The organism is Aquimarina litoralis, assembly GCF_039523995.1.
GTDB classification, from domain to species: Bacteria; Bacteroidota; Bacteroidia; order Flavobacteriales; family Flavobacteriaceae; genus Aquimarina; species Aquimarina litoralis.
Genome location: NZ_BAAAGE010000002.1, coordinates 443,438 through 466,705 on the forward strand (window position 1 = coordinate 443,438; position 23,268 = coordinate 466,705).

The 23,268-nt window shown below is 30.7% G+C and carries 28 protein-coding genes; 13 read left to right on the forward strand and 15 right to left on the reverse strand.

The genetic code is table 11. From position 1 onward, the window contains the following. Positions 1 to 4: 4 nt before the first annotated feature. On the reverse strand, positions 5 to 865 hold the full coding sequence (rlmF, locus tag ABD077_RS10865; protein WP_343912332.1) for a 23S rRNA (adenine(1618)-N(6))-methyltransferase RlmF: 861 nt from the start codon (positions 863 to 865) through the stop codon (positions 5 to 7). 744 nt (positions 866 to 1,609) lie between these two features. Between rlmF and ABD077_RS10870 the strand changes: the two genes are divergently transcribed. Beyond that, a complete protein-coding gene (locus ABD077_RS10870) occupies positions 1,610 to 2,218 on the forward strand; it encodes a matrixin family metalloprotease (protein ID WP_299896457.1) in 609 nt (202 codons plus the stop codon). A 297-nt stretch (positions 2,219 to 2,515) separates the two neighbouring features. Here the strand turns inward: ABD077_RS10870 and ABD077_RS10875 are convergent, their stop codons facing one another. Further along, a complete protein-coding gene (locus ABD077_RS10875) occupies positions 2,516 to 2,938 on the reverse strand; it encodes a DUF2147 domain-containing protein (protein WP_343912333.1) in 423 nt (140 codons plus the stop codon). 162 nt (positions 2,939 to 3,100) lie between these two features. Further along, positions 3,101 to 3,295: a hypothetical protein gene (locus ABD077_RS10880; protein WP_299601598.1), complete on the reverse strand. Its 195-nt coding sequence runs from the start codon at positions 3,293 to 3,295 to the stop codon at positions 3,101 to 3,103. A 130-nt stretch (positions 3,296 to 3,425) separates the two neighbouring features. Here ABD077_RS10880 and ABD077_RS10885 point away from each other — a divergent pair, with 130 nt between their 5' ends. After that, entirely contained in the window at positions 3,426 to 3,776 is a 351-nt protein-coding gene (locus tag ABD077_RS10885) for a hypothetical protein (protein WP_343912334.1), read from the forward strand. Positions 3,777 to 3,856: 80 nt separating this feature from the next. Here the strand turns inward: ABD077_RS10885 and ABD077_RS10890 are convergent, their stop codons facing one another. The 4 genes from ABD077_RS10890 to ABD077_RS10905 form a co-directional block, all read right to left on the reverse strand. Then, positions 3,857 to 4,912, reverse strand: a complete 1,056-nt coding sequence (locus tag ABD077_RS10890) for an Ig-like domain-containing domain (RefSeq protein WP_343912335.1) — start codon at positions 4,910 to 4,912, stop codon at positions 3,857 to 3,859. Positions 4,913 to 4,955: 43 nt separating this feature from the next. Next, complete coding sequence (locus tag ABD077_RS10895) at positions 4,956 to 6,065, reverse strand: hypothetical protein (protein ID WP_343912336.1); 1,110 nt, start codon at positions 6,063 to 6,065, stop codon at positions 4,956 to 4,958. Between the two features lie 151 nt (positions 6,066 to 6,216). Next, a complete protein-coding gene (locus tag ABD077_RS10900; RefSeq protein ID WP_343912337.1) occupies positions 6,217 to 6,888 on the reverse strand; it encodes a LytR/AlgR family response regulator transcription factor in 672 nt (223 codons plus the stop codon). Next, positions 6,881 to 7,957 (reverse strand): sensor histidine kinase, encoded by a 1,077-nt coding sequence (locus ABD077_RS10905; protein WP_343912338.1) that lies wholly within the window; start codon positions 7,955 to 7,957, stop codon positions 6,881 to 6,883. The genes ABD077_RS10900 and ABD077_RS10905 overlap by 8 nt, the downstream gene beginning before the upstream one ends. Before the next feature lie 190 nt (positions 7,958 to 8,147). On the opposite strand from ABD077_RS10905, the gene ABD077_RS10910 reads away from it, so the two are divergent. Genes ABD077_RS10910 through ABD077_RS10925 form a run of 4 tightly spaced genes read left to right on the forward strand, consistent with a single transcriptional unit; the run spans position 8,148 to position 10,569 of the window. Then, positions 8,148 to 8,447, forward strand: a complete 300-nt coding sequence (locus ABD077_RS10910) for an EF-hand domain-containing protein (RefSeq protein ID WP_299601586.1) — start codon at positions 8,148 to 8,150, stop codon at positions 8,445 to 8,447. Positions 8,448 to 8,481: 34 nt separating this feature from the next. Next, complete coding sequence (locus ABD077_RS10915; RefSeq protein ID WP_343912339.1) at positions 8,482 to 9,324, forward strand: YHYH protein; 843 nt, start codon at positions 8,482 to 8,484, stop codon at positions 9,322 to 9,324. Continuing rightward, on the forward strand, positions 9,324 to 9,920 hold the full coding sequence (locus ABD077_RS10920; RefSeq protein WP_343912340.1) for a toxin-antitoxin system YwqK family antitoxin: 597 nt from the start codon (positions 9,324 to 9,326) through the stop codon (positions 9,918 to 9,920). Before ABD077_RS10915 ends, ABD077_RS10920 begins: the two co-directional genes overlap by 1 nt. Beyond that, positions 9,895 to 10,569 (forward strand): SCO family protein, encoded by a 675-nt coding sequence (locus tag ABD077_RS10925; protein ID WP_343912341.1) that lies wholly within the window; start codon positions 9,895 to 9,897, stop codon positions 10,567 to 10,569. Before ABD077_RS10920 ends, ABD077_RS10925 begins: the two co-directional genes overlap by 26 nt. Before the next feature lie 245 nt (positions 10,570 to 10,814). Here ABD077_RS10925 and ABD077_RS10930 read toward each other — a convergent pair whose 3' ends face one another. The 7 genes from ABD077_RS10930 to ABD077_RS10960 form a co-directional block, all read right to left on the reverse strand. Further along, on the reverse strand, positions 10,815 to 11,216 hold the full coding sequence (locus tag ABD077_RS10930; RefSeq protein ID WP_343912342.1) for a hypothetical protein: 402 nt from the start codon (positions 11,214 to 11,216) through the stop codon (positions 10,815 to 10,817). 26 nt (positions 11,217 to 11,242) lie between these two features. Then, positions 11,243 to 12,157, reverse strand: a complete 915-nt coding sequence (locus ABD077_RS10935; protein WP_343912343.1) for a DUF5777 family beta-barrel protein — start codon at positions 12,155 to 12,157, stop codon at positions 11,243 to 11,245. Between the two features lies 1 nt (position 12,158). Continuing rightward, positions 12,159 to 12,704 (reverse strand): YceI family protein, encoded by a 546-nt coding sequence (locus tag ABD077_RS10940; protein ID WP_343912344.1) that lies wholly within the window; start codon positions 12,702 to 12,704, stop codon positions 12,159 to 12,161. Positions 12,705 to 12,718: 14 nt separating this feature from the next. Then, positions 12,719 to 13,135: an OB-fold protein gene (locus tag ABD077_RS10945; protein WP_343912345.1), complete on the reverse strand. Its 417-nt coding sequence runs from the start codon at positions 13,133 to 13,135 to the stop codon at positions 12,719 to 12,721. Between the two features lie 10 nt (positions 13,136 to 13,145). After that, complete coding sequence (locus ABD077_RS10950; protein ID WP_343912346.1) at positions 13,146 to 13,490, reverse strand: cytochrome c; 345 nt, start codon at positions 13,488 to 13,490, stop codon at positions 13,146 to 13,148. A gap of 113 nt (positions 13,491 to 13,603) precedes the next feature. Continuing rightward, positions 13,604 to 14,452: a hypothetical protein gene (locus ABD077_RS10955; RefSeq protein ID WP_343912347.1), complete on the reverse strand. Its 849-nt coding sequence runs from the start codon at positions 14,450 to 14,452 to the stop codon at positions 13,604 to 13,606. Between the two features lie 245 nt (positions 14,453 to 14,697). Then, positions 14,698 to 15,825: a LytTR family transcriptional regulator DNA-binding domain-containing protein gene (locus ABD077_RS10960; protein ID WP_343912348.1), complete on the reverse strand. Its 1,128-nt coding sequence runs from the start codon at positions 15,823 to 15,825 to the stop codon at positions 14,698 to 14,700. 236 nt (positions 15,826 to 16,061) lie between these two features. On the opposite strand from ABD077_RS10960, the gene ABD077_RS10965 reads away from it, so the two are divergent. From ABD077_RS10965 to ABD077_RS10975, 3 genes are read left to right on the forward strand one after another with little or no spacing between them, the layout of a single operon-like run. Next, a complete protein-coding gene (locus tag ABD077_RS10965; RefSeq protein ID WP_343912349.1) occupies positions 16,062 to 16,499 on the forward strand; it encodes an OB-fold protein in 438 nt (145 codons plus the stop codon). Continuing rightward, positions 16,492 to 17,040: a YceI family protein gene (locus ABD077_RS10970; RefSeq protein ID WP_343912350.1), complete on the forward strand. Its 549-nt coding sequence runs from the start codon at positions 16,492 to 16,494 to the stop codon at positions 17,038 to 17,040. Before ABD077_RS10965 ends, ABD077_RS10970 begins: the two co-directional genes overlap by 8 nt. After that, positions 17,030 to 17,941 carry a DUF5777 family beta-barrel protein gene (locus ABD077_RS10975; protein ID WP_343912351.1) on the forward strand — a complete coding sequence of 304 codons (912 nt, stop codon included), beginning with the start codon at positions 17,030 to 17,032 and terminating at the stop codon, positions 17,939 to 17,941. Before ABD077_RS10970 ends, ABD077_RS10975 begins: the two co-directional genes overlap by 11 nt. Positions 17,942 to 18,001: 60 nt before the next feature. Here the strand turns inward: ABD077_RS10975 and ABD077_RS10980 are convergent, their stop codons facing one another. Then, positions 18,002 to 19,567, reverse strand: coding sequence for a M28 family peptidase (locus tag ABD077_RS10980; protein WP_343912352.1), 1,566 nt, complete (start codon positions 19,565 to 19,567; stop codon positions 18,002 to 18,004). 291 nt (positions 19,568 to 19,858) lie between these two features. Here ABD077_RS10980 and ABD077_RS10985 point away from each other — a divergent pair, with 291 nt between their 5' ends. The 4 genes from ABD077_RS10985 to ABD077_RS11000 are packed head-to-tail and all read left to right on the forward strand — an operon-like array spanning position 19,859 to position 23,215. Further along, complete coding sequence (locus tag ABD077_RS10985) at positions 19,859 to 20,908, forward strand: DUF3667 domain-containing protein (RefSeq protein WP_343912353.1); 1,050 nt, start codon at positions 19,859 to 19,861, stop codon at positions 20,906 to 20,908. 12 nt (positions 20,909 to 20,920) lie between these two features. Continuing rightward, a complete protein-coding gene (locus ABD077_RS10990; RefSeq protein ID WP_343912354.1) occupies positions 20,921 to 22,483 on the forward strand; it encodes a protein adenylyltransferase SelO in 1,563 nt (520 codons plus the stop codon). A gap of 7 nt (positions 22,484 to 22,490) precedes the next feature. Then, positions 22,491 to 22,739, forward strand: a complete 249-nt coding sequence (locus ABD077_RS10995; protein WP_343912355.1) for a peptide methionine sulfoxide reductase — start codon at positions 22,491 to 22,493, stop codon at positions 22,737 to 22,739. Positions 22,740 to 22,765: 26 nt separating this feature from the next. Next, positions 22,766 to 23,215 carry a heme-copper oxidase family protein gene (locus tag ABD077_RS11000; RefSeq protein WP_343912356.1) on the forward strand — a complete coding sequence of 150 codons (450 nt, stop codon included), beginning with the start codon at positions 22,766 to 22,768 and terminating at the stop codon, positions 23,213 to 23,215. Positions 23,216 to 23,268: the final 53 nt, after the last annotated feature.

Here is a 23,268-nt window from a genome sequence, read left to right on the forward strand (position 1 = left end):
TGGTTTAAATTTCTGGGAATTTCCAGGCGATAAATCGACTTATTTTGTTTCCAATAGGCATGTCAACAGTTTTGTAGTTTGCCTTTAGTTTATCGAGTTGTTTATAAATTTTTTTTAAGTTTTCTTTTTTCGAAACCAATGATGTGAACCATGCTACTTGATTTCTGTAGGATATACTTTGTTTAATCATTCGTTTTATAAAGAGTGCTTCGCCACCATTACACCATAATTCGTTTGCTTGTCCACCGAAATTAAGATTAGACTCTTTGATCTTTAGGTTTTTAAGTTTCCTAAGAGTGCCTTTAGTAGCTTCTTGTTCTGAAGAATGAAAAGGAGGATTGCACATCGTAAAATGATAGTACTCATTTGTTTTTATGATGTTTTCAAAAATAAAGGTATTATCCGTTTGATGTCTAATTTCAATCTTTTTATCCAGATTAGGTGTAAGTTTAATATTATTTCTAGCACTTGATATCGCAGTAGGATTAATATCTGAACCTACCATTTTCCAATTATATATTTGAGATCCCAGAATTGGATAAATACAGTTAGCTCCAACTCCTATGTCTAAACCTTTAATAGGAGCGTTGATATTTTTATATTCGATTAAATCAGCAATATGATGAATATACTCAGCTCGACCTGGTATTGGAGGACATAGATACCCTTCTGGGATATCCCAATCTTTCAGATTATAATGATGAATTAATATAGCTCTATTTAATTCTTTTACAGATTTTGGATCTGAAAAATCGATAGTCCAAGAACCTTTAGGGTTAAAAATAACATATTTTGTCAGTCCGTTATTAGCTATACAGAGTTTATCAAAGTTATAAGGTGAATTATGAATGTTATTTGAGTGCATAATTTGACTAAAGCTTAATCATGCGAAAGTATTCCATATAAGTTGAAATAGGAATAATTAACAAAATTATTATAGTTTAAAGTTGGTGTAGACAGAAGAGAAAAGTATCAAAACTTACTACGATTTTAGATTATAATTAGTGATTATTAAAGTTTTTAGAGGAATTTTAATACAATTGGTAGGCGAAAAACATAAATATTTCGTTGAAATGCAATTTAATATCGTTGAAATACCATGTTAATTTTGTTAAAATTACTGTTTTATTGTGTTAAAATTGTGTTTTCAACCAATTTCAATACGATTTATTTAAACTGTAGCTTATTTACGGTCTAACCGTAATAGTAAAATTTTAACATTTTAGTGTTAAAGCATCGGATCTATTATATTTAAAAGGCTTAACCAAAAAATACTAAGCAAATATTAACATTTTTCATTAACACATGATATTTGTTAAAAAAGTAATTAACAGTTTGAAAGTCAATGTTATTAAAACTTTGTATAGGGGAAAATACCCTGTTTTGTGTTTGTATAATTTTCTACCTTTGGATTGATCGATCGACACAATCATTATTACACAAATCAATATCAGATTTTAAAAGTTCTTTTTAATAACTGAAATAATCTTAACGAAGGCTTATTTAAATAGGGATCATATTCCTTAATTAAAACCATAAAGAATAAGTAGGTTTTTTCCTTCTGTTCTTATGAATTTAGTATCAATCAACAACAACAACAACGAAGGCCATGAAATTTTTAAGAGTATTATTAGTGTTATCGATTTTTGCATCTTGTGCTACAGAAGATGATTATGTACCATATGAAATAGAACAAGTGTTTTCTGAAAATCTAGATAAAGTAATTAAAGTAGATATTATATATGTACAACCATCAAACAAATCCAGTAAAGTTTCTTATGGTCTAAATGAAAATCATTTTATTACTAATTTAAATGGAAGCTTTTTTCATAGATATGGAATTGGGTTAGAGATGGGAGAAGTAAAAACACTATATAACGATGAGTTATATGATTTAAAAGACAATAGAGGTGAGGAATCTAGAGTGTTTTTAAGAGAAACTCAGGACTTTTATAATACCAATAGAATAAATATATATGTTATGAAAAGATCCAATACAGTTGCAATTGCAGGTATAGGAAAAGATAAGAGAGCTTTAATAACAGATGAGTTTTTATACACATCTACAGCTCCACATGAAATAGGACATGCACTTGGGTTACATCATTATCCAGAGGAAGGAAATATTATGAGTCAAATTAGACCATATTTGAGAAAGGATTTCACGAATGCGCAAGTGGATACTTTGAAAGAAACATTAGATAAAATATCAGAATAAAAGAATTTATATTAAATCTTAAACAACAACAAGCCCCAATCAAGGCCCCAATTCTTTCGAACTAACCCTTTAGTGAATGTGCACCATTCAGAACAATTTTACAACAATTATCAAGTAAGTTTGTTCAGAGCAAATCAAACGAATTGTATGAAAAATTCAGTTCGTTTGATTTTTTAGTAAAAAAAGTTAAATACTATAAAAAGTCTGTGTTTACCGGTAGAAGTACCATATTTATTCAATTATTAAAAATACCCTACATGGGTATTTTTTATTTTTGGCATTTCCATTTCAAAAGTTTTAATCTCGAACTCGTTTCGCTTCAAACGTCTTGAATAATATACCCTTATAAGCTCTTATAAAACAGATGTCTTTATTATCGGGGTCTATCCAAACTTTTACATCATACGTTTTTCCGCTATCAGCATTATAAATGGTCCCTCCAGTTAATTCGCCTTCATTATACGTGAGATTATTTAGAATATCCATTCCAATAAGTTGGCGCTTCCTTAAAGAGGGGTTAGGATTTTTGTTATCTAATCCATTAAAATTAGATATAGGATTTTTTGCTCTTGTTTTTATTTTCCCAAAAAAAGTGTTCCCATTCTTATAAATCTCGATAATTGAGCCCCCTTCTATTTGCCACATATCGATATAAGCGTCAGGTGTAATGATAGGCTGGGTGGGTAAACAAGCAATAAGTAAACAGAACAAAAACCTCATTAAAGAAAAATATAACTAGTCAATTTATTTTTCTAATATAAGTATAATTCCTGAATCCTATTTTTAAAGAGGTAAAATAGGCGTATAACAGAATTTAGGAAATACTTTATTTTCCCATTAAATATATAATGGACGTCAAACTTTTAATGAAAGTGTCTTTGATTATTTCTTATCTAAATCTAAAATATCCTTTATTTCTACCTCCATATAGTCAGCTATCTTTTGTAGTCTTTCAAAATCTTTAGCCAGGTTTTTACGCTTTACTACATAATCTCCTGCCTGCGGGCTAACTCCTAATGTTTTAGAAATACCGTATACCGTTTTGGCTCCTTTACTTTTCTTAAGGAGTCTTTTCAAATTCTTATTTACCATAATTCAAATATACAAGGGAATTTTTAATATACAAATAAAATTTTATTAAAAATATATTTGATTAATAAAAATATATATGTATATTAGCTCCAAGCTAAACCAAAAATCATCACCTATGAAACGCTCACTTATTGCTGCACTTTTAATTGTTTCCGTGGGATATTCTGCAACGAATCCCATAAATGAAAATGATAAAAACAAAAAGGGGAAAGAGTCTAAAAAAGAAGAAAAGTCTGTAAGTTCTAAGAACTTTCACTCTGTTAAAAAATGGAAGATTACCATCGAATATGTAAATGGAGCTGTAATTTCTAAGACTATTACTTTGAATAATGATATATCAAGAAGTCCTTTGGAAAATGCTTTTCAGGAAGCTGAGAAATATATGAAGACACTGAAAAATGTTAAGAGTTATAACGTATCACCAGTATCTAAAAATAACTTTGTGTTATTAGCAGGAGGACAATAAATTATATATTAGTAGCCTCAAAACTACTACGGAGATTATATTACCTACTTATGAAGAGACAGCTTTTTTAGCTGTCTTTTTTATTCATATATCGAGAATTCTATGATGTGCTCTTGATTTGTAACGTTGACATCTTCAGAATTATCAATCTCATTATCAAAGAGACGAGAAAGATTGTTACCTGCCAGATCTTCTATAGTTTGATTGAAGTTTATTCGATAGTTTCCTAATTTCCATTTCTTTTTGGGTAGGAACTGAATTATCCTTTCATTATTTGATAACTCCCATGTACCTCTGATTATCTGGTTTTTATAACTAATGTTAATATTTTCTAGAACACTTCCATAATCTAAGGGCTCATAGCATTTAATAATTAGGGGAGATAGTGATTCTTTCTCAGGATGCTCTAAATGCCATTGCGTTATGTTTGGTTTAGAACGATCGGCATCAATGATAGAAAAATTCTTTACATAATCCTTTTGCATCGATACACCGTTACTATCTTTTATATTTTTTGAAATTATTATCCTATAATTTTCTCCAGATGTAAAGACCGAGCCTAATAATTGGTTAGGTATCAGTTTTCTTTTTTGTCTTCCTGGTTCGATCCATAACGTTACCAGTGTTTTATCCTTGTTAATTAATAAGTTTTCTAGTGGTAATATAGCTCTGGACAGGGTGTCTCCTTTAGCGTTTATAAAATGAAGGTAATTATATACATTATTTCTATTTATTGGATTTGAGAACTTAATGTACCATTTTAAAATATTCGATGGTAGTTTCGAAGATGTTGGATATATCTCTTCTACATATAATTTGTTATAACTTTTTGGTAATGGTATTTTAAAATAAGTAATAGAATGGTTGTAAACTAATGTGTAAATCCGATCCCATCCTAGCGGTATTATAGGAGAAAAATGTAATAAATCTTCTTGAAAAAAAGTCTTGCCAAGGATTGGGGTAGCGCTAGTGATGAAATCTTCTTCTATTTCTCCATTATATAAGTATACCTTACTTTCCAAAGAATCATCATAATTGGGTATTGTGATTTTATCTTTGGTAAAAATGAAATCATATTTTTTCTGACTTAAAAGATCAGATGATAAGATGAGTAAAAAAATGAGAGTGTACTTCAAAGCCTAAACTAATAAGTGTACTAATAGCGATAAGAAAACTAAGTTATTTTACCCACCAACTATTTCCTGTCTTTAAAGTAAGGTTTCCATTGGATTCACGTTGAATTATAATGAAACCGTTATCACCCATTTTGTCCAGTTGTTGGACGTTTACGTAAGGTAAGTTTACATAATCAACACCTTCGGCAGCTCCTTTTTTTACTACAGGTTTAGTTAATTCTCCCTGAAACGATTCTAGATCTTTAAAATCCATTTTCATAAGAGGTCTATTGGTATTAGCGATTAGCAAATAACGATTTCCTTCGCTAGCAATTTCTATCATATCTACTGGAGAATTTCCACTTCCTAATTCTGCCACAGTTTTCCCTTTATGGTGCTTACCTTGTTTTATTTTATCTATCGGAAATACAACTAAAGGAGTACAAGTATAACTAGCAACAATCTGTGAAGTTCCGTTTACAGTTGTTGGAATAAATGTTTTAATAGGGGCATGAGTTTCATATTTACCATGAGCAGCATGATAAATTTCTAAAGAGCTAGATTCTTGTTTTTCATTAAAAGGAAAATCAATTGCACTAAAAGTGGAGGCAAATTCTTGGTTACTTAGACCAGATAACAGTAGTTTCCCGTTCGTATATTTTATATCGGCAATCGCCCATTTTCTTAAACTACGACCACGTCTATCTTTAGCTTCTTTATCTATTGGGTTTGTCAGCGATGCCTTACTAAACGAGACATTGTCTAACGGTACTTGCTTCAATACATTTTCTTCAACTCTTAATAATATTGGAATACCTGAACTATGATTAATAGATAAGTAAATATTATTGTTGTTTGGATTAACAACCATATCTGTGATTTGTACTTGATCTATAGTTGTCCCCATCATGTCAGCTATAAGCTTATCTATATTGTCTAATTTAACTTTAGAATTATCTAACTTAGGATGTTCACTAAGATCTACAGCTATAATTTGTGCTGCATCACTATCACCAATAAATAATATACCTTCTGGACCAAAAGTCATTTTGTGAATTGAAGAAATTTCTGGATTTCCTGTCTTAAAATTGGCTTTCAAATATGTATTCGCTTGTGCTTTTTGAAGAAAAAAAGAAAATAGTAGTGAGATGATAAAAGTGATGAGTGTTTTCATGAGAAGTGATTTGTGTGTTTACCGTACATTGCTCTAAAAGTACTAAAAATCAAGTGTGTGAAGCGTTAAAGATATCCCAATACTATTATGTGATGATATATTCGAATCAAAAAGCTTTAACTATTTCGTGTCATTAAACATAAACGAATTACTAACTGAATAAGGTTTCTTTTACAGATTCATAGTACGTAGAACTTACGGGTATTTTAGTATTATGTATTAAAAGATCTTTTCCTTTTAGAGCACTCACATAATTTTTGTTAATAATAAAAGAACGGTGTACTCTCATAAAAAAGTGAGGTAATTTTTCTTCTAATGATTTTAACGTTTGATGGCTCATTATCTTTTTATTATCTATATGATATATCACATATTCACTATCACTTTCTATAAATAAAATGTCCTTATATTTTATTTTGTGCAAATCATATCCTGATTTTATAGTAATGGTGGCGTCTGTTTCTTGTGAATGGCTTTCTTTTTTAACTTTATTGATCGCTGTTAGAAATCTATTGAAAGTAATAGGTTTTAGTAAATAATCTAGCGCATTTAATTCAAAACCTTCTAAAGCATATTCTGAATATGCAGTGGTAAATATAATCTGGGTGTTAGAAGAAATCATTTTAGCTAAATCAGTACCTTTTAAATCAGGCATTTGAATATCTAAAAACAAGATATCAATGGTTTGACTTTTTAAAATTGGTATGGCATCCAATGGATTTTCCAAAGAGGCTATAATCTCTACATAATCCAAACGATCTATATATGTTTTTAAAAGCGTTCTTGCTAATTCTTCGTCATCGATTATAATACATTTAAGCATGATTTGGTAAATTTATACGTAATTCTACTTTAAATATTTGATTTTTAGTATCAATATGTAATGTATGTTTTTCTGCATACAGTATATTTAATCTTTTCTTCACATTTTCTAATCCAATTCCTCCAATTTTATCTTTTATCATGGTGTCTTTAGGAATACTATTTTCAACTTTAAAAACTACTACTTCTGTAGAGGAATATAAATAAATATCCATAAAAGAACTTTCAGGTTTCTCAATATTACTATGTTTAAATGCATTTTCTATAAACGGGATAAACAGCATAGGAGCAATCAATATTGAAGGATCAGAGACCTCGAATTCTGTATTAATATTATACGGTTTACTGCTTTTTAAAGAAAATAATTGAATATAATTTTCAATATATGCTAGTTCCTTTTTGATAGTCACAAAAGGACGGTCGCATTCATATAATACATATCGAAGCATTTCTGATAAATAACTGATACTCTGTTGTGTTTTATCGGAATCAATTACGGATAACGCATATATGTTATTAAGAGAATTAAATAAAAAATGTGGATTGATCTGTGATTTTAACAATTTAAGTTCGGTTTGCAAATTTTCATTTTTGCTTATGATCATTTCCTCTTCTTTTCGTTGTGCAAATAAAAATGTCTCTAAAAAGGTAGCTATTAAATATGCAATCATTAAACTCGAAAAGTGAACCATAAATATTGACGGAGGGCTTACTCTTTTTGGTGGATTCACTGGTCTATTTCTTCTAATTGGAGGTTTGCGATTATCATTCGGAGTTTCGAATCTTCGAAATGGCATATGACTTTTTGGTCCAGAGAATATGGATGATGATGTAAATGCAGAAACTGATATTAGAATTATGGATATGATCGTGAAGAGGATGTATCTTCTTTTAAACAAGAACTGTTTTGCTATATAAAAAATTAATAATCCTATTAGTGCAACTTGGAAACCAAAGACTACAGTATTCTCAAGAAGAAATCTGTCATTTCTTTTCTGTAAAATCGATAAAAAAATCCAAACTGTAGCCCAGAGTCCTGCTTGGCATAAGAATCGTATAGATCTTGTCATATTACAAATTAAGTGAAAATAAAATATTTATTTTCTAAAGTAATATATTCTAAAGCTTCTGTAATAAACTGTTTATAGAATTAAATAGGGTATTCGCTGAGTATATGATTAGATTCACAGAAAACACTGCTTTCGCATTATACTTTTGGCGAAATTTAAAGTCTATACAAGAAACTAAAACAGAAAAAATATGAAAAGTAACTTGTTTAATTTAGGACTTATAATGACCGGTATTTTTGTTTTTACTTCTTGTCATTCAAATGCACAATCCAATGATAATAAAAGACAAAAAGAACGTCCTTCCGTAGAAGAAATTTTCAAAAAAATGGATGCTAATGAAGATGGTAAATTAGCTAAAGATGAGATAAAAGGACCATTAAAAAGAGATTTTGCAAAAATAGATCTTGACGAAGATGGGTTTATTACCAAAGAGGAATTAGAGAAAGCTCCAAAACCTGAAAGAAAAGGACCGCCTAGAGATAATCGATAATTCAGTCAATAATTTATTAACTAAAACCAGAAAAATGAAGAGTATATTTAAAAATGGATTCGCGAGAGTCTCTTTATTGGTGATTATTCTTATTTCTATTGGAGTTATTGCTTGTAGCGGAGATAATAATACATCCACAACAGATGATGATGGTATGGTAGCAGAACTTCATGATGCTTTCGCAGCGTTTGATACCGATAATGTAACGGTTATGTTGAGTGGTTCTAATGTAATTATAGAAACCAATGGAAGACCAAATCATACGTCTCCTTATTGGTCTAACAGGACAGCAAGAAGTCTTATGGGGCCCAATGGAGAAGTAATAGAAACTCCTGCCGCCGCCGAGGATCATCCTTTATTTATAGCTCCTACGGTTACTTCGTTTGAACAAATGGCACCAGGAAATATTGATGATTTTAATGGTTCTTACTCATTAACTGTTCCATCATCACCAGAGTTAGCAACAAGTTCCACAGCTACTGGATTAGGAGCTATTGGTATCGCAGTAAGTGGTGCAGTAATTTATAATGACGAAGAAGGACCTAACATTCCTCTGGATAATGCCGTTGGATCTTTAGATTATACTGCTGCTCATACGGGACCACAAAGCTATCATTATCATTTAGAACCAAAGGCATGGTCTAACGACGATGATAAGTTGATAGGTATTATGGCAGATGGTTTCTTTTTATATGGTAGAAAAGAGCCTTCTGGAGAATATCCTTTGGATTTAGATGAATCTGGTGGACATACAGGTGCAACGCTATATTCGGATACAGAAGAATATCATTATCACATCCAGAACGAAGTATATCTTAATGAGTTTTATATTCTTTTTCCAGGAGATTATCAAGGAACACCTAATAACATTCAGTAATGAAGTTGCTTTCGTTCTTTTTGGTGATAGTTATAATAGGTTCTTGCTATGATACCAAGGAAGACGTTAAAATAGTATCTGAAGATATTCCTGTGTTTAACGTGATATCCAAGGACCACCTAAACTTGAAAAGGAATCTTGGGTTAGTATATTATAAAAATGAACCTTTTACCGGTATTTCAGAATCCTATTATACAGCTAATAATAAAGCAGAAATGGCAACATATAAAAATGGGAAAAAGCATGGGATATATCGAAAATGGTTTAAAAATGGAACATTAAGTTTTGAAGCAAATTATGTCGAAGGTAAAAAAGATGGTATAGTTAAATCATGGTGGAGTAACGGGAATTTACGTTCCGAATCCAGCTTTAATAAAGGTATTGTAGATGGACTTCAAAAACAATGGTATAAAAGTGGAAGCAAATTTAAAGAACAGAGTATTATAAATGGTAAAGAAAAAGGGCTGCAAAAAGCTTGGCGCGAAAATGGAAAAGTCTACAATAATTATGAAGCTAAAAATGGAAGAATCTTTGGCTTAAAACGAGCGAATTTATGTTATGAATTGGAGGATGAAATTATTCAATATAAAAAATAGGTTTTACGTATTCATCATCTGTTGCTTTTGTATAAGTTGTAAACAAGAAGAATGGAAGTCTAGTAGAGTAGAGGTGTTGCCCTATTATCAAGATGCTAGTTTTACGCCAAACTGGTTAACACCAAATGCTAAAGAATTAGAAGATTTTCATAAGATACCTAACTTTTCTTTAGTGAATCAACTAGGTAAAAAAGTAACTGATGAAACATTTAAGGATAAGATTTATGTTACTGATTTTTTCTTTACCAGTTGTTCAGGAATTTGTCCTAAAATGACTACCAACATGTTAGTATTACAAAAAGAATTCGAAAATGATGAAGAAGTTTTGTTGTTATCACATTCGGTAACACCTGAAAGAGATTCTATAAATGTTCTTAAAGATTATGCAGATGCCAAAGGTGTGATGAATGATAAATGGCATCTGGTAACAGGTAAAAGAGATGATATTTATAATCTTGGTAGGAACTATTATTTTGTAGAAGAAGATTTAGGAGAAACCAAAGCAAATGATGATTTTCTGCATACAGAGAATTTTGTATTAGTAGATAAAAACAAACATATAAGAGGTATTTATAATGGATTGAATAAAACTTCGATTAAGCAGCTTATCGCAGACATTTATACCTTAAAATCTGAAAAATATTTTTAAAATAGAAACTACCCCAGAACTTTAGAAACGTACCACATGGTTGTTTTTTGTATCTATAGATAGATTGTGTTCAAATTCCCGGTAACTGGAGAGTTACTGGGGATTTGTTTTTATTCTAGAACCAAAAAAAAGGCTGAATTTCATAAAAATCCAGCCTTCATAAACAACCAATTATCTAACATAAACCATTTATCATAGCAATTTTATCCCCTGTTTCTATAGTAATTAGTTCTGTTAAAAATTGATTAATAACTGACATTGATAATTTTATTTTTGCTCATCATTGCATTATCAAAATCAAGAAAATGTGTATTTGCCATAACACATAATTCATTATTCGAATTAAAAAATCGACTTTTAATTTCTATTTTTTTCAAGTTTTTATCGGTATTAATAAGCTCTAGGTTGATACAAAACTCTTGTAAGAACATTAGTGGCTTAATTAAAACTAATGAGTTTAATGATGTCACTGGTGTATAATCTATTTTTTTTGAGGTTTTGTTTTTAAGACCATTTTCAAAAAGGAAAGTTTTAAATATTGATGAAACATATTTTTGATAAGCAGAGGTTTCCATTACCATAAAATCGTCAACATCTTCTCCCTTTACTTTGTAGTCTTTTTTAATAATTTTAGTTTGGAATGACATAGATCTCAAAGTTTTATTACAACCTGTTAAATACCAGAATTTTTTATCTGCTTAAGTTTTTTCTTTTTCTTGTTGCCCACTTGGAACGCTCTGGATATATTGAATCCTAAATGTATATCACCTTCGAAAAAATTATCCGTGGATTCCGTAATAAAGCTTTTTTCTATCATCGTTATAGAATTAGAAAGAATAATCTGGAAAACATGTCCACCTGTTTCGATATCCACACCAAATGCTAAAGAATTAGATGCGTCTATAGACTGTAGAGGATTCGCAGTATAATAGTATTCTCCGTTTATAGAAATTCTTTTAGTTATCTTAACTCTACTGCCAATCCCTACGGCAAAAATTCCGTGTGGATCATCATTAATTGCTACTGAGTTTCTATGTACATAAGTAGGTGTTATTTGTAATGAAAAAGCAGGGCTGAACTTTCGTGCTATTAGGATTTGAGAAACATAAGATAATTTTTGGCTAAAAGTAGGTTCATCTTCAGGGTCAAAATCTTTTAATGTTCTGTAAGCAATACTGGAAAATATAGTAGCTGTGAAAGGAAAAGACTTTTTACCAGTACTTTGTTTTAAAAACTTATATTTTATAAATCCATCATACGTTTTATCAAAACTACTTCTTCCAACACCTAGCATTATATTATCAGTTAATCCATATTCGAACGCGAATCGAATATTAGATTGATCTAGTCCATATAATTCATCGGCTCCAAGATTAACTCTTCCAAATCGATGAGATATCAAAAACTCTAGAGTTCCTTTTTTTCTATTCTCTACCGAATGACCATTTAAAATTCTGGTTCCTTTAAATGTAGCGGTGGTATAGTTTTTTGTTTCTGTAGTCTCTTCTTCTAAAATATCCATTAGATCTTGAGCGAATGCTTGGATATTAATGGCTAGCAAAAAGACAATAACTGTCAATTTTTTCATGTTACTTTTGATAAGGTTTGTGATCAAATTCATACGTTACCTTTATAGTTTTAGCAATATTATTGGCTACTACAGAAGGTATTTTAATTCCAAAGTCTGCTACTTCGATTTCAAAACCTCCCTTTAGTGAGATATCTTTTTCTGTAGAATTGATATTACCTTGTATTTCCATCTTTTTAGTTACACCATGGATTGTTAGATCACCTACAATAGTAACTTTGGTTTCTTTGTTTGTTAAGGTTTCGAAGTCTAAGATTTTTCCTTTGAAAGTAGCTTTTGGATAGCGATCTGATTCTACATAATTTTCATTAAAATGTTCTTGCATCAAGGCTTTTTCAAATGAAAAAGATTTCATTAAAATGGCTATAGCTATAGTACCCGAAGAAGTGTCAATAATACTAAGTACTTGATTATTATCTGCTTTTATATCTTCTATTGGAGTGGAAGAATAAAAGGATGTATAGCCTTGTTTGGTTAAGAATTTACCTTGTCCTACGACAGTAATAGATGATAGTAGGAAGGTGAATATTATAAGTATGGTTTTCATTTTGTTAGTGTTGTTTATGGTATGATTACACATTTTACGAGTATGACATCCATTAAATATCCTGTACAGATGCCTTTAATGCTTATTTCTTGACCTGTTTTTAAGTTTTCTTCATTTTTTGAAAGATGACAAATGATACTACCTATAATATTTTCATTGCCTAGCGTTATAATATCATTACCATCTTTTCCTTTCTCTATTGCCGTAATAGTTCCATTAACTTGTATTAGTTCTTCTAAATACTTTGTGTTTGCAGTACTTTCATCATTGATAAAGTCCGACAGTAGTGCTTCTGAAGCTAATGACAAACTAGGTTTGGATTCAACAATATTTATAAATGGTTTGTTGTATATTTTTACAGTAATGATAGAAACTACCAGTATCGCTGCGAAAAAATAGAGTATTAAGAGTTTTTTTGTCTTTTTAGTCATATCGAACGATTTAGTTGTTTAAAGCTCCATTGTCTATCCAGCAACGTATAAGCTCAATTTCGTTGTTACTTAAACTACCTCCTAAAGGCATCGTTCTGTTTACAACTTCTCTTCGTACTCTGTTTGCATTATTACTAATATTTTCAAAAGTTGTTAAATCTGGCGCCTGGTTACCGCTACCTCCATGGCATCGTATACAGTTGTTATCAATGATTGGTTTAATATCAGATGAGAAAGAGATTTCATCATCGCAGACTTCAATTGCTACAGTTTCTTCTTCAACATTTGTTTCGCAAGAGTAAAATATACTTACAGCTAGAAGACATATTAATTTGATTTTGGAAAATGATTTCATTGTTTTTTGTGAATTTAGAATAAGAGGAAGCTTAACTTCATAAGTAAAGTACCGTCTTCCTCTTATGACCAACTAACTACTTAATGATTATAAAAATGAATCAAACTAAAATGTTATAATGCTGTTGTATCGGTATTAACTATTGGCCAGATTCCAGGCGTAGGAACACTGATTCCGTAATTATCTCCTCTTTCTACATCTTGACCAAAATAATACAGAGGTCTTCCTTTATAGGTTACTTGAGTTCTTCCGAATACATCTATAGTTCCAAAGTCATTACGATCTAGGATACTTGGTATGTTATTAATATCTAGGCTGATGATTGGCCAGATTGGATCATTAGAGAAATCATCTGCTGTGTAATTGTTTGTGTCTTTAGTATCATTTACAAAAGCATAGATTGTTCTTCCTGTACTGTTGGTGATGTAAAATGTAAGTCCATCTCCTTCAGTATAATCACTAGTGAAGTTTAGATCGTTTCCATCGGCGTCTCTCCCTACCAATTGTGCTTCTGCATACATTAAGGAATAATCCGGTTTTGCGATATACCAGTTGTTTCCAACTTTATCTCCATTTGTATCTCCTGCAGCATTGTCATTCACAAAATAATATAATGGCCAACCTTTGTAAGTGTTTTGTCTTTCTCCATCTGCTCTGGTAATTACTCCAAAGTCTGCAGCATCTAATCCTTCATCGAGTGTTAAGTCAGCTTGATAAAATATTGGCCATGCAGTTTTACAATCACCGTTACATTCAGATTGTCCTTTTGTATCTCTTGAAAAGAAATATAGAGACATTCCTTCAGAATCTGTAAGGATGTTTCCAAAGGTAGCATCGTTTGCAAGTTGTACTGCATTAGCTGTCGTTGGAGGATTAGGATCAATAATATTTTCTACGTCGTCGCTACTACAGCTAGTTAATATTGTTATTGATGTTAGTAATAGATAGATTGATTTTTTCATTGTAATAAGTTATTTATGATTTATGCCACAAATAACCGTCAACACTGGGCTCAGAAACAAAATAAAATGTATGAGAGGGAAAAAAAAGGGTTAAAAAGGAAAAAAAAGAGGGTGAAATAATTACGATTTTTGAATAAATTCAAGAATCACATCTGAGTTAAAATGAAATTTAAATTCATCTTATCTGGAATATCGAAAAGTCAGCATGTAGATATTTTGGAATCTAAAAAACGAATAGAACTTTATTAAATATTTAGCCATTGTCTAAATTCTGATGCTTTGTTTTTACTAATAATAATTTCGACATCAGCGTTGTTAATTAAAATTTTAAGTTGGCTATTTCCGTATTTAATAATTTTTGCAATGGCACTTATGCTAATTATAAATTGTCTATTTGCTCTAAAAAATACCGAAGGATCTAAACTGGTGAGCATATCATCAAGACTCACATTACTAGTTGATTTTTTTCCATCAAAACAAACTACATATGTTATACTATTCTCTGTATATATATATGCTATTTGATCAATTGAAACAGGAACTAATTCGTTTCGGATATAGGTAAGTATTCTTTTTTTACTAAGATCATTAGCTAAATCAGGAGAAGATTCATTTAGCTCGACAACTTCTTCCTCAGTTTTATCCACAATCCTTTGTTGGTATGCAATGAGATCTGTATTCAATTTGGAAAGGTTGAGTAATTCACTTTCTAAGTCAGTGTTTTTCTGTTCCAATTGCTTTTCGTAGTAACTACCTATAATGCGAACTACAATAAATGAGGAGAGAATAATTAATCCACCCATTAATATAAATATGGTATAAAAACTAGTCTTTAATTTCCGAACTTGTCCTTTTACTTTATTAAGATTAATTTGTGCTGCAACAATAAGATCAGAATCTTTAACAGGAGCAATGTAAACAATCTCCGTCTCCAGCTCATTATTAGGAATACTATCATTTTGTTTCCTTTCGCCTAAAAGTAAATCATATAATTTATCAGAACTGTTTTCTTCGTTAAGTGAGGTTAGGAGAGATTGATCAGAATTTACTTTTTGTCCAACCTTTGTAATATCAGGATTACAAACTTCTTTTCCAGACCAATCAAAAACACAGATAAAAGAGGTTCCATTATGCGTGTTTTCAATTACTTTCTGAAGATTACTTATTATTTTTTGTCTCTCAATATCATCAGTGATTTGGTAATGCGTAAGTTGAGAAATTTCATCAGCTTCACGCTTACTGGATTCTAATTGTATTTCTATTAATTGATTAGCGCTTACTTTTACAAAATACTTTACTCCAAAAGAAGCAATAATTAGGAATATTACGGCAATAGAAATAAAAGTTAAAAAATATAATCTGTCTTTTCTCATTATTGCTTAGGGGTATCGGATCGTTTAGCCTAGTATTTTTTAAAATTTAAAACGAAAATACAATATTTTATAACTAGTTAGTTTTAGATGAAAGAATTATTGAGACGTGGTTTAAGACCTTTTTTTCCTTTTTAACTCCCTTTTTTCTTTTTGAGAAACTTTTTCTTTTGATACTCTATGATTTCCTATTACTTTGTTTTCCAAATCGGCAGTGTCCATAAACTTTTATATTCTAAGTGACTAAGAAAATTAAAATAGCAACGTTCCTTTTCATTTCCTTATGCGTCCTGAGTATATCTGTTTATTATGTGATTTTTGATGAAGAACATATAAATGTGATAGCAACCGAGCCAGAATTACATTTGAGCTCTAGATCTCTGGTAGCATCGTTTAGTAAAAACGAGCAAAACGCTAACGATAATTATAAGAATAAAGTAGTAGAAGTAACTGGTAGCATCAAAGAAATTAGTTATTTAAATAATAGAAGCACATTGATATTAGAGGGGAACACAAGAAGCTCAAGTATCATATGCGATATACAACCAAACCACAAAATGAAATTAAAAAAACTTAAAGAAGGTGATACAATTACCATTAAAGGTGTCTGTAAAGGGTACCTTAAAGATGTTATTTTATTAAATTGCGTGCTTACTAATCAAAATACTAATGAATAAAATTCTTATTCAACTGTTTTTCTTGCTCAATTTTGTGCCATCAGACAGTATATCTGAGCAAGTGATTACACGTCAGGGACAAGTCTCGTTCTTTTCGTATACCTCTGTAGAGAATATAGAGGCTAAAAATAATCAAGTATTAAGTATTATCGATTTATCCAAACAAGAGATTGCCATTAGTATGCTAATGAATGCGTTTGTTTTTAAGAAATCTTTGATGCATGAACATTTTAATGAAAGTTATATTGAATCTGACTTGTATCCTAAGGCTACTTTTAAAGGAAACTTTATAGATTTTGATCCGAATATAGAAGGATCTCAAACAAAGTTTGTAAAAGGTACTCTCACGATAAGAAATATCTCCAAGGAGATAGAGATTAAAACTAATATTGAAAAGATAGACGGTAAATTTATAATTACAGGAGATTTTGAACTAACCGTTAAAGATTTCGAAATTAAAATTCCACCTATTCTTAGACCTAACATAGCCAAAGTTATATCTGTTACATTTAGATTTGAATATCAGCCTTATGAAGAATAATATATTTTTTCTCTTATTAATTATATGTGTTGGTTTTAATAACATGGCACAAGCTCAGGATTTACTGGAAACCTTGGAAAAAGAATATCCAGATACTCCGCAATATGAAATAGCAACCTTTAAATCTACAAGAATTGCGATAGGCCATTCAATAGAAAATAGAAAAAAGGGAGTTTTACAGATAATGGCGATGAATAGATGGTGGAATGTTCCTAATCATCAAGGACAAAGTTTTGTAGCTGATAAATGGAGTGCAAGACTTGCTTTAGAATATGGTATTTCTGATAGACTGTCTACTGGTTTTGGGTGGACAACTCTAGAAGATGTTTACGACGGATTTTTAAAATATAACCTAATTAGACAACGCAAAAAGTCTAAAAAGTCTTTTTTTAGTATAACGTTATTTCAAAATGCTTCTTATCGAAGTGAATCTAACGGAAGATCAGCAATCTATGGAGGTTTTGAAGACACTTCTTTCCAGGATCGTTTGGCTTTTACAAGTCAGGTGTTAATTGCCCGTAAGTTTACACCACAGTTTTCGGCACAAATTTCTCCAACGTTTATTCATAGAGGATCATCTTTATCCGATGAAGATCCAAATAATCATTTCGCAGTAGGTATTGGAGGAAGATATAAAGTGGGAGGGCATGTGTCTATAGTGTCGGAATATTATTATGTAGCAAATCCTATTCAATCTGTGGACACTTTTGGTGCCTTCGCTTTAGGAGTTAATTGGGAGTTAAGTGATTTAATATTACAATTTCATATGACCAATGCATGGAGCACTGTAGAAGATGTGTTTATTACCCAAACGCCGAATAACTTTAATTTACAAGACGGTAATTTTACTTTTGGATTTACAGCTACTTTTGCATTACATCTAAGCCAAAAAAAACCTTAAAATAAAAAAAGAGGCTTGATGATGTTATTCAAGCCTCTTTTTTAAATTTAAACGTAAATTTTAATTGGTCTTTTCTACTGCTTTGTCGACAAGGATACGATTTTCTCTATTAGCTAGTTCCCAAGCAGTATAGAATATTAATCGCGTTCTGTTTTCTAATAAATCATATTCGATTTTATCTGGAGTATCACTTGGCTGGTGATAATCATCGTGAGTTCCATTAAAATAGAATATAACAGGGATATTGTTCTTTGCAAAATTATAATGATCTGATCTGTAATAAAAGCGATTTGGATCGTTTTCATCGTTGTAAGTATAATCCAATTCTACATTCGTGTATTTTTGATTTACTTCTTCTGATATAGTATGAAGTTCGGTACTTAATTTATCACTTCCGATTAAGTATATATAATTTCTTTTTCCTTCTTTTCTTTTAGGATCTGTTCTTCCTATCATGTCTATATTAAGATCGGCAACTGTATTTTCTAAAGGAAAAATAGGATCTATATCCGTATAATAGCGAGAACCCAAAAGACCTTTTTCCTCACCAGTAACATTTAAGAACACGATAGAGCGTTTAGGTCCATTACCATCTTTCACTGCTTTGGAGAAAGCTTCGGCAATTTCAACAATAGCCACAGTACCAGATCCATCATCATCCGCACCATTATATACCTTACCATCTTTTACACCTTCATGATCTAAATGAGCCGAGATTACGATAAACTCATCTGGTTTTTCAGAACCTTTAATGTAAGCTGCTACATTCTCGGATGTTATTTTTTTAGAAACATTTTTATAATCTACTTTAATATTGGTTTTCAATGTAGTGGGTTTTTCATTAGATTCAATATCACCAACAAAAGCTTTGGCTAGGTCTGTATTGATAAGAAAAAAATAAGGTTCTTCTTCATTTCCTTCTAGTGACATTCTACCAGATGAGCCGCTAAACTGAGCAACTGCTATTTGATATACTTCTGGGAAATAGAATAAAATAGCTTTTGCTCCCTTTTCTTGTGCAGCAGCACTTTTAGCAGCAAATTGTTGTCTCATATTAGACCATTTAGATCCTTCTGACGTTCCTGTAACGATATAAGTACCATCGGCATTTTTAGGTTCTCCAGACTTTATCAATACAAATTTGTCTTTTACATCAATATCTTTATAATTAGAGTATTTCTCATCATCTATACCATATCCTGCGTATACAATCTGATCTAAAGAAAATTTATCTGTTTTACTTGATGTAAGTGATATGAAATCATCTTTATACGAAAATGGTTTCTCATTTACTGTTATTGTAACCTCTGGAGTACTTGATACTTCTAAAGGAACTTCTTGAAAATAATTTCCATCGCTTTTAGCAGCTTGCACTCCATGTTTGATATATTGGTCCTTTAAATAATTTACAGCTAATTTTTGTCCAGGCTCACCAGTTTCCCTTCCTTGAAATTCATCAGAAGCATAGGTGTATAATGCAGTTTTTAAGTCTTCGGAAGTAATAGTTTTTGCATAAATAGATGGATCATTAGCAACTTTAGTTGTACTCTTGGTAGTTGCTGTTTTTTTTGTTCCACATGCTACAACGAATAATACTGTGGCTAAAACGGAAAATAACTTTTTCATAAAAGATGTGCGAATTTTAAATTTTTGATGTGCCAAAAATACAAGAAATTCTAAATGATATTGTTAATGCAGTACCAAAATGACTGTACTATTGAAGGGGGTTTACGATTTTGATAATTTTGTTATGCCAAAAACTTTAGTGGATTTAGAATTGAATTATATTCGTAAATTCGTCTTATTGAGCTAAACATCCTTAATTCACACAATATAGGTTGTTTACTTAAAATTATAATATTTAGGGAAAAGTTCAGAAATCTTTAATTCTGGATAATTGATCAAAAAAAGGGGAGCATGTCTAAAACTACTCAGTGTAAAAATTGTGAAAAACACTTTGATGAATCATTCGATTACTGTCCGTATTGTGGTCAGGAATCTGCGGATAAATTAACTTTTGGTGTATTATTTAGCAATACTATTGGTAACTATTTTGCGGTAGATGCACGTTTTTTTAAGAGTTTTATTCCATTAATGGTTAAACCTGGTATTCTAGCTAGACGATTTGTAGATGGGAAACGTCTTTCTTATTTGCATCCTGCACAATTTTATTTATTCATATCGGTAGTTTTCTTTTTTATTTTTTCTTTTACCGTTAGAAAAGCTGATAATGATTTAACTCAGAAGTTTCAAAAAGAGTTTAGAGGAGAAATAGCAATAGACTCATTAGATTTTAAAAAAGACTCAATCGGTATAGAAATTGCTAAAAAAGCGCTTAAAGAAAACGCTGTACTTACCAATATTGCTAAAGAAGATCTTAATGTTATAGATTCTGTACTTACTGCAGAGCAAAAGAATCCAAAATCAACTTTTAGTTTTTCCCAAAAAAAATTGGACTCTTTAATTGGGTCTGGTGCTCCCTTAGAAGAGAAGCTTGCGCATATGGGATTGAATGAAGGAGATAGTTTAATCAAAAGGAAGTTTTTTACACAAATCCTAAAGCTTTATGAGCAAAAAGGTGGCGGAATCTTAAAAACTTTATATGACACGATTCCTATTACTATGTTTTTAATGCTTCCTTTATTCGCATTTTTATTAAAGATATTTTATTGGAAAAAAGGAACTTTTGCTCATCATATGGTCTTTAGTTTCTACTTTTTTACTTTTATTTTTACCTCTTTATGTTTCCTGATTTTAGGAAATATGATATTCGAAATTCCTGTTTGGTTAAAACTGCTCTTTTTCTTTTCGTTTATTATATATCTGATGATTGCGCTAAGAAATTTTTACAAGAGTAGTCGGATATCTACATTTTTCAAAGGAATCTTAGTTACCTATGTTTATGTTATGATTATTGTACCGATAGCTTTTACTGGAATTATTCTTGTTTCTATATTTTTATATTAATTATTTGGTTATATGGAGTTTACTATAAAAAATACTTTTTCAGAAGAACTACCAGCAGATCCTGTTCAGGAAAATTACCGCAGACAGGTCAGAAATGCCTGTTTCTCATATGTAACTCCTAAAAAGACAAGCAATCCAAAGATTCTACACGTTTCTGATGAAATAATGAAAGAATTAGGATTTTCTAAGGAAGATATAAAATCTCAGAAGTTTTTAAAGCTTATGACAGGTAATGAAATTTTGGAAAACTCAAGACCCTATTCCATGCATTATGGAGGGCATCAATTTGGTAACTGGGCTGGTCAGCTGGGTGATGGACGCGCTATTAATCTAGCAGAAATTGAATATAATTCTAAGCGTTGGGCAATACAATTAAAAGGAGCAGGAGAGACCCCTTATTCTAGAAATGCAGACGGATTAGCAGTTTTGCGTTCGTCTATCAGAGAGTATTTATGTAGTGAAGCAATGTTTCACCTTGGTGTTCCAACTACAAGAGCCTTATCATTAGCAACAACTGGTGATCAAGTGTTAAGAGACATCATGTATAATGGGAATGCTGCCTATGAGAAAGGAGCTATTGTATCTAGAGTAGCACCTTCTTTCATTCGTTTTGGAAATTTTGAAATTTTGGCAGCTCATAAAGATGAATCTACCCTAAAAGCGTTAACAAATTACACAATAAAACACTTTTTTCCTGAAATTGAAGCTGGAACTAAAGATGCATATGTATCATTTTTAAAAGAGGTAAGTAATAGAAGTTTAAAAATGGTAATAGATTGGCAACGAGTAGGCTTTGTTCACGGAGTTATGAATACTGATAACATGTCAATTCTTGGTCTAACGATAGATTATGGGCCATATGGTTGGTTAGAAGGATATGATCATGGCTGGACTCCTAATACTACCGATAGGCAATTTAAACGATATCGATATGGTACTCAGCCAGAGATTGTTCTCTGGAACCTTTTTCAATTGGCAAATGCTATATATCCTTTAATAGAAGAAATAGAACCCATAGAAGAAATCTTACATGAGTATCAAAACACCTATAAAAAAGTGTACTATGATATGATGTCTTCGAAAATAGGATTTTACAATCCGCAAGCGGGAGATGAATTATTGATAAAAGATTTGGAAGAAATTTTACAGCTAACGGAAACGGATATGACTATTTTCTTTCGAAGGCTTGCTAATTATACTAAAGGTGGTGCAACTAATTATATGAAAGTTATAAAAGAGGCTTTTTATAATATAGTAGAAGTAGAAGGACCTATTCTGGAACGTTGGGATGATTGGTTTTCTAGATATGATCAAAGGTTAAGTTTAGAATCTTTGGATGATTCTGATAGAAAAAACAAAATGAATACTATAAATCCTAAATACGTTTTACGGAATTATATGGCCCAACTGGCTATTGATGATGCCGATAAAGGAAATTATGATTTAATAGAAGAGTTATATCAAATGCTAAAAAGTCCTTATAGCGAACAACCTGAATATGAGAAATGGTTTGCTAAACGTCCTGATTGGGCAAGAAATAAAGTAGGGTGTTCTATGTTATCCTGTAGTTCATAGTTCGAGTATGTTGTTAGATGCTATTAACAGAATTCCAGAAGGATATTCAGAAGTTTTATATCAAAAGAAGAAATATAGTGTTGCGAAAGATATCTATAATAATGGAAAATCTTTTAAGATCTATGCAAAAGAATTACAAGGAAATGATTTTATAAGTCTAAATTACTACATCACATCAACAGCAGAATTATTAAAACCATGTGAAATGTCTGATCAAAAAGTAATTAGTTTTTTAATGCAATTTAAAATGATGTAAATATCTGCGTGAAAAACCTTAAAAAATTGAAGAGAAATAGGTTCAAAGGACAATTTAAAAAAGCTTATCTATATTTTTGGATTTTAGCTGTAACTCTATCAGTAATGGGAATATTACTGATAGATTATGATAAAACAGTAGATGTCAATGTTCACGATACATATTATGTAATGCAAGCTTATGTTATGAATCTTTTTTCTACAGTTGTGTTTCTAGTAATTGGCATTGTTTATTGGAGTTTTGGGAAGATGAAAATCGAATTAAATCCTATTTTAACCAAATTGCATACTATTATTACGATTGTATTTGTAGTTCTCTTAATTGTTATACCAGAAATTAGCAAACTGTTTTTTGATGGTTTTTACTACGGAATTAATGCTATTCTATTTGTTTTAGGTCTTATTATAATTGTCACACAATTTATTTTTATTGCAAATATTCTTAGGGGTATTTTTTTAAAACTTAAAAACATTTAATATTCGATTCTTCCATAGAAACGATAACTTATTAAGAAAAAAAGATATTTAAA

Bases quoted from the DNA above. Each gene is read 5' to 3' on its own strand.
- rlmF (WP_343912332.1), bottom strand. From the start codon at position 865: ATGCACTCAAATAACATTCATAATTCACCTTATAACTTTGATAAACTC.
- ABD077_RS10870 (WP_299896457.1), top strand. From the start codon at position 1,610: ATGAAATTTTTAAGAGTATTATTAGTGTTATCGATTTTTGCATCTTGT.
- ABD077_RS10875 (WP_343912333.1), bottom strand. From the start codon at position 2,938: ATGAGGTTTTTGTTCTGTTTACTTATTGCTTGTTTACCCACCCAGCCT.
- ABD077_RS10885 (WP_343912334.1), top strand. From the start codon at position 3,426: ATGAAACGCTCACTTATTGCTGCACTTTTAATTGTTTCCGTGGGATAT.
- ABD077_RS10895 (WP_343912336.1), bottom strand. From the start codon at position 6,065: ATGAAAACACTCATCACTTTTATCATCTCACTACTATTTTCTTTTTTT.
- ABD077_RS10900 (WP_343912337.1), bottom strand. From the start codon at position 6,888: ATGCTTAAATGTATTATAATCGATGACGAAGAATTAGCAAGAACGCTT.
- ABD077_RS10905 (WP_343912338.1), bottom strand. From the start codon at position 7,957: ATGACAAGATCTATACGATTCTTATGCCAAGCAGGACTCTGGGCTACA.
- ABD077_RS10910 (WP_299601586.1), top strand. From the start codon at position 8,148: ATGAAAAGTAACTTGTTTAATTTAGGACTTATAATGACCGGTATTTTT.
- ABD077_RS10915 (WP_343912339.1), top strand. From the start codon at position 8,482: ATGAAGAGTATATTTAAAAATGGATTCGCGAGAGTCTCTTTATTGGTG.
- ABD077_RS10920 (WP_343912340.1), top strand. From the start codon at position 9,324: ATGAAGTTGCTTTCGTTCTTTTTGGTGATAGTTATAATAGGTTCTTGC.
- ABD077_RS10925 (WP_343912341.1), top strand. From the start codon at position 9,895: ATGAAATTATTCAATATAAAAAATAGGTTTTACGTATTCATCATCTGT.
- ABD077_RS10930 (WP_343912342.1), bottom strand. From the start codon at position 11,216: ATGTCATTCCAAACTAAAATTATTAAAAAAGACTACAAAGTAAAGGGA.
- ABD077_RS10935 (WP_343912343.1), bottom strand. From the start codon at position 12,157: ATGAAAAAATTGACAGTTATTGTCTTTTTGCTAGCCATTAATATCCAA.
- ABD077_RS10940 (WP_343912344.1), bottom strand. From the start codon at position 12,704: ATGAAAACCATACTTATAATATTCACCTTCCTACTATCATCTATTACT.
- ABD077_RS10945 (WP_343912345.1), bottom strand. From the start codon at position 13,135: ATGACTAAAAAGACAAAAAAACTCTTAATACTCTATTTTTTCGCAGCG.
- ABD077_RS10950 (WP_343912346.1), bottom strand. From the start codon at position 13,490: ATGAAATCATTTTCCAAAATCAAATTAATATGTCTTCTAGCTGTAAGT.
- ABD077_RS10955 (WP_343912347.1), bottom strand. From the start codon at position 14,452: ATGAAAAAATCAATCTATCTATTACTAACATCAATAACAATATTAACT.
- ABD077_RS10960 (WP_343912348.1), bottom strand. From the start codon at position 15,825: ATGAGAAAAGACAGATTATATTTTTTAACTTTTATTTCTATTGCCGTA.
- ABD077_RS10970 (WP_343912350.1), top strand. From the start codon at position 16,492: ATGAATAAAATTCTTATTCAACTGTTTTTCTTGCTCAATTTTGTGCCA.
- ABD077_RS10975 (WP_343912351.1), top strand. From the start codon at position 17,030: ATGAAGAATAATATATTTTTTCTCTTATTAATTATATGTGTTGGTTTT.
- ABD077_RS10980 (WP_343912352.1), bottom strand. From the start codon at position 19,567: ATGAAAAAGTTATTTTCCGTTTTAGCCACAGTATTATTCGTTGTAGCA.
- ABD077_RS10985 (WP_343912353.1), top strand. From the start codon at position 19,859: ATGTCTAAAACTACTCAGTGTAAAAATTGTGAAAAACACTTTGATGAA.
- ABD077_RS10990 (WP_343912354.1), top strand. From the start codon at position 20,921: ATGGAGTTTACTATAAAAAATACTTTTTCAGAAGAACTACCAGCAGAT.
- ABD077_RS10995 (WP_343912355.1), top strand. From the start codon at position 22,491: ATGTTGTTAGATGCTATTAACAGAATTCCAGAAGGATATTCAGAAGTT.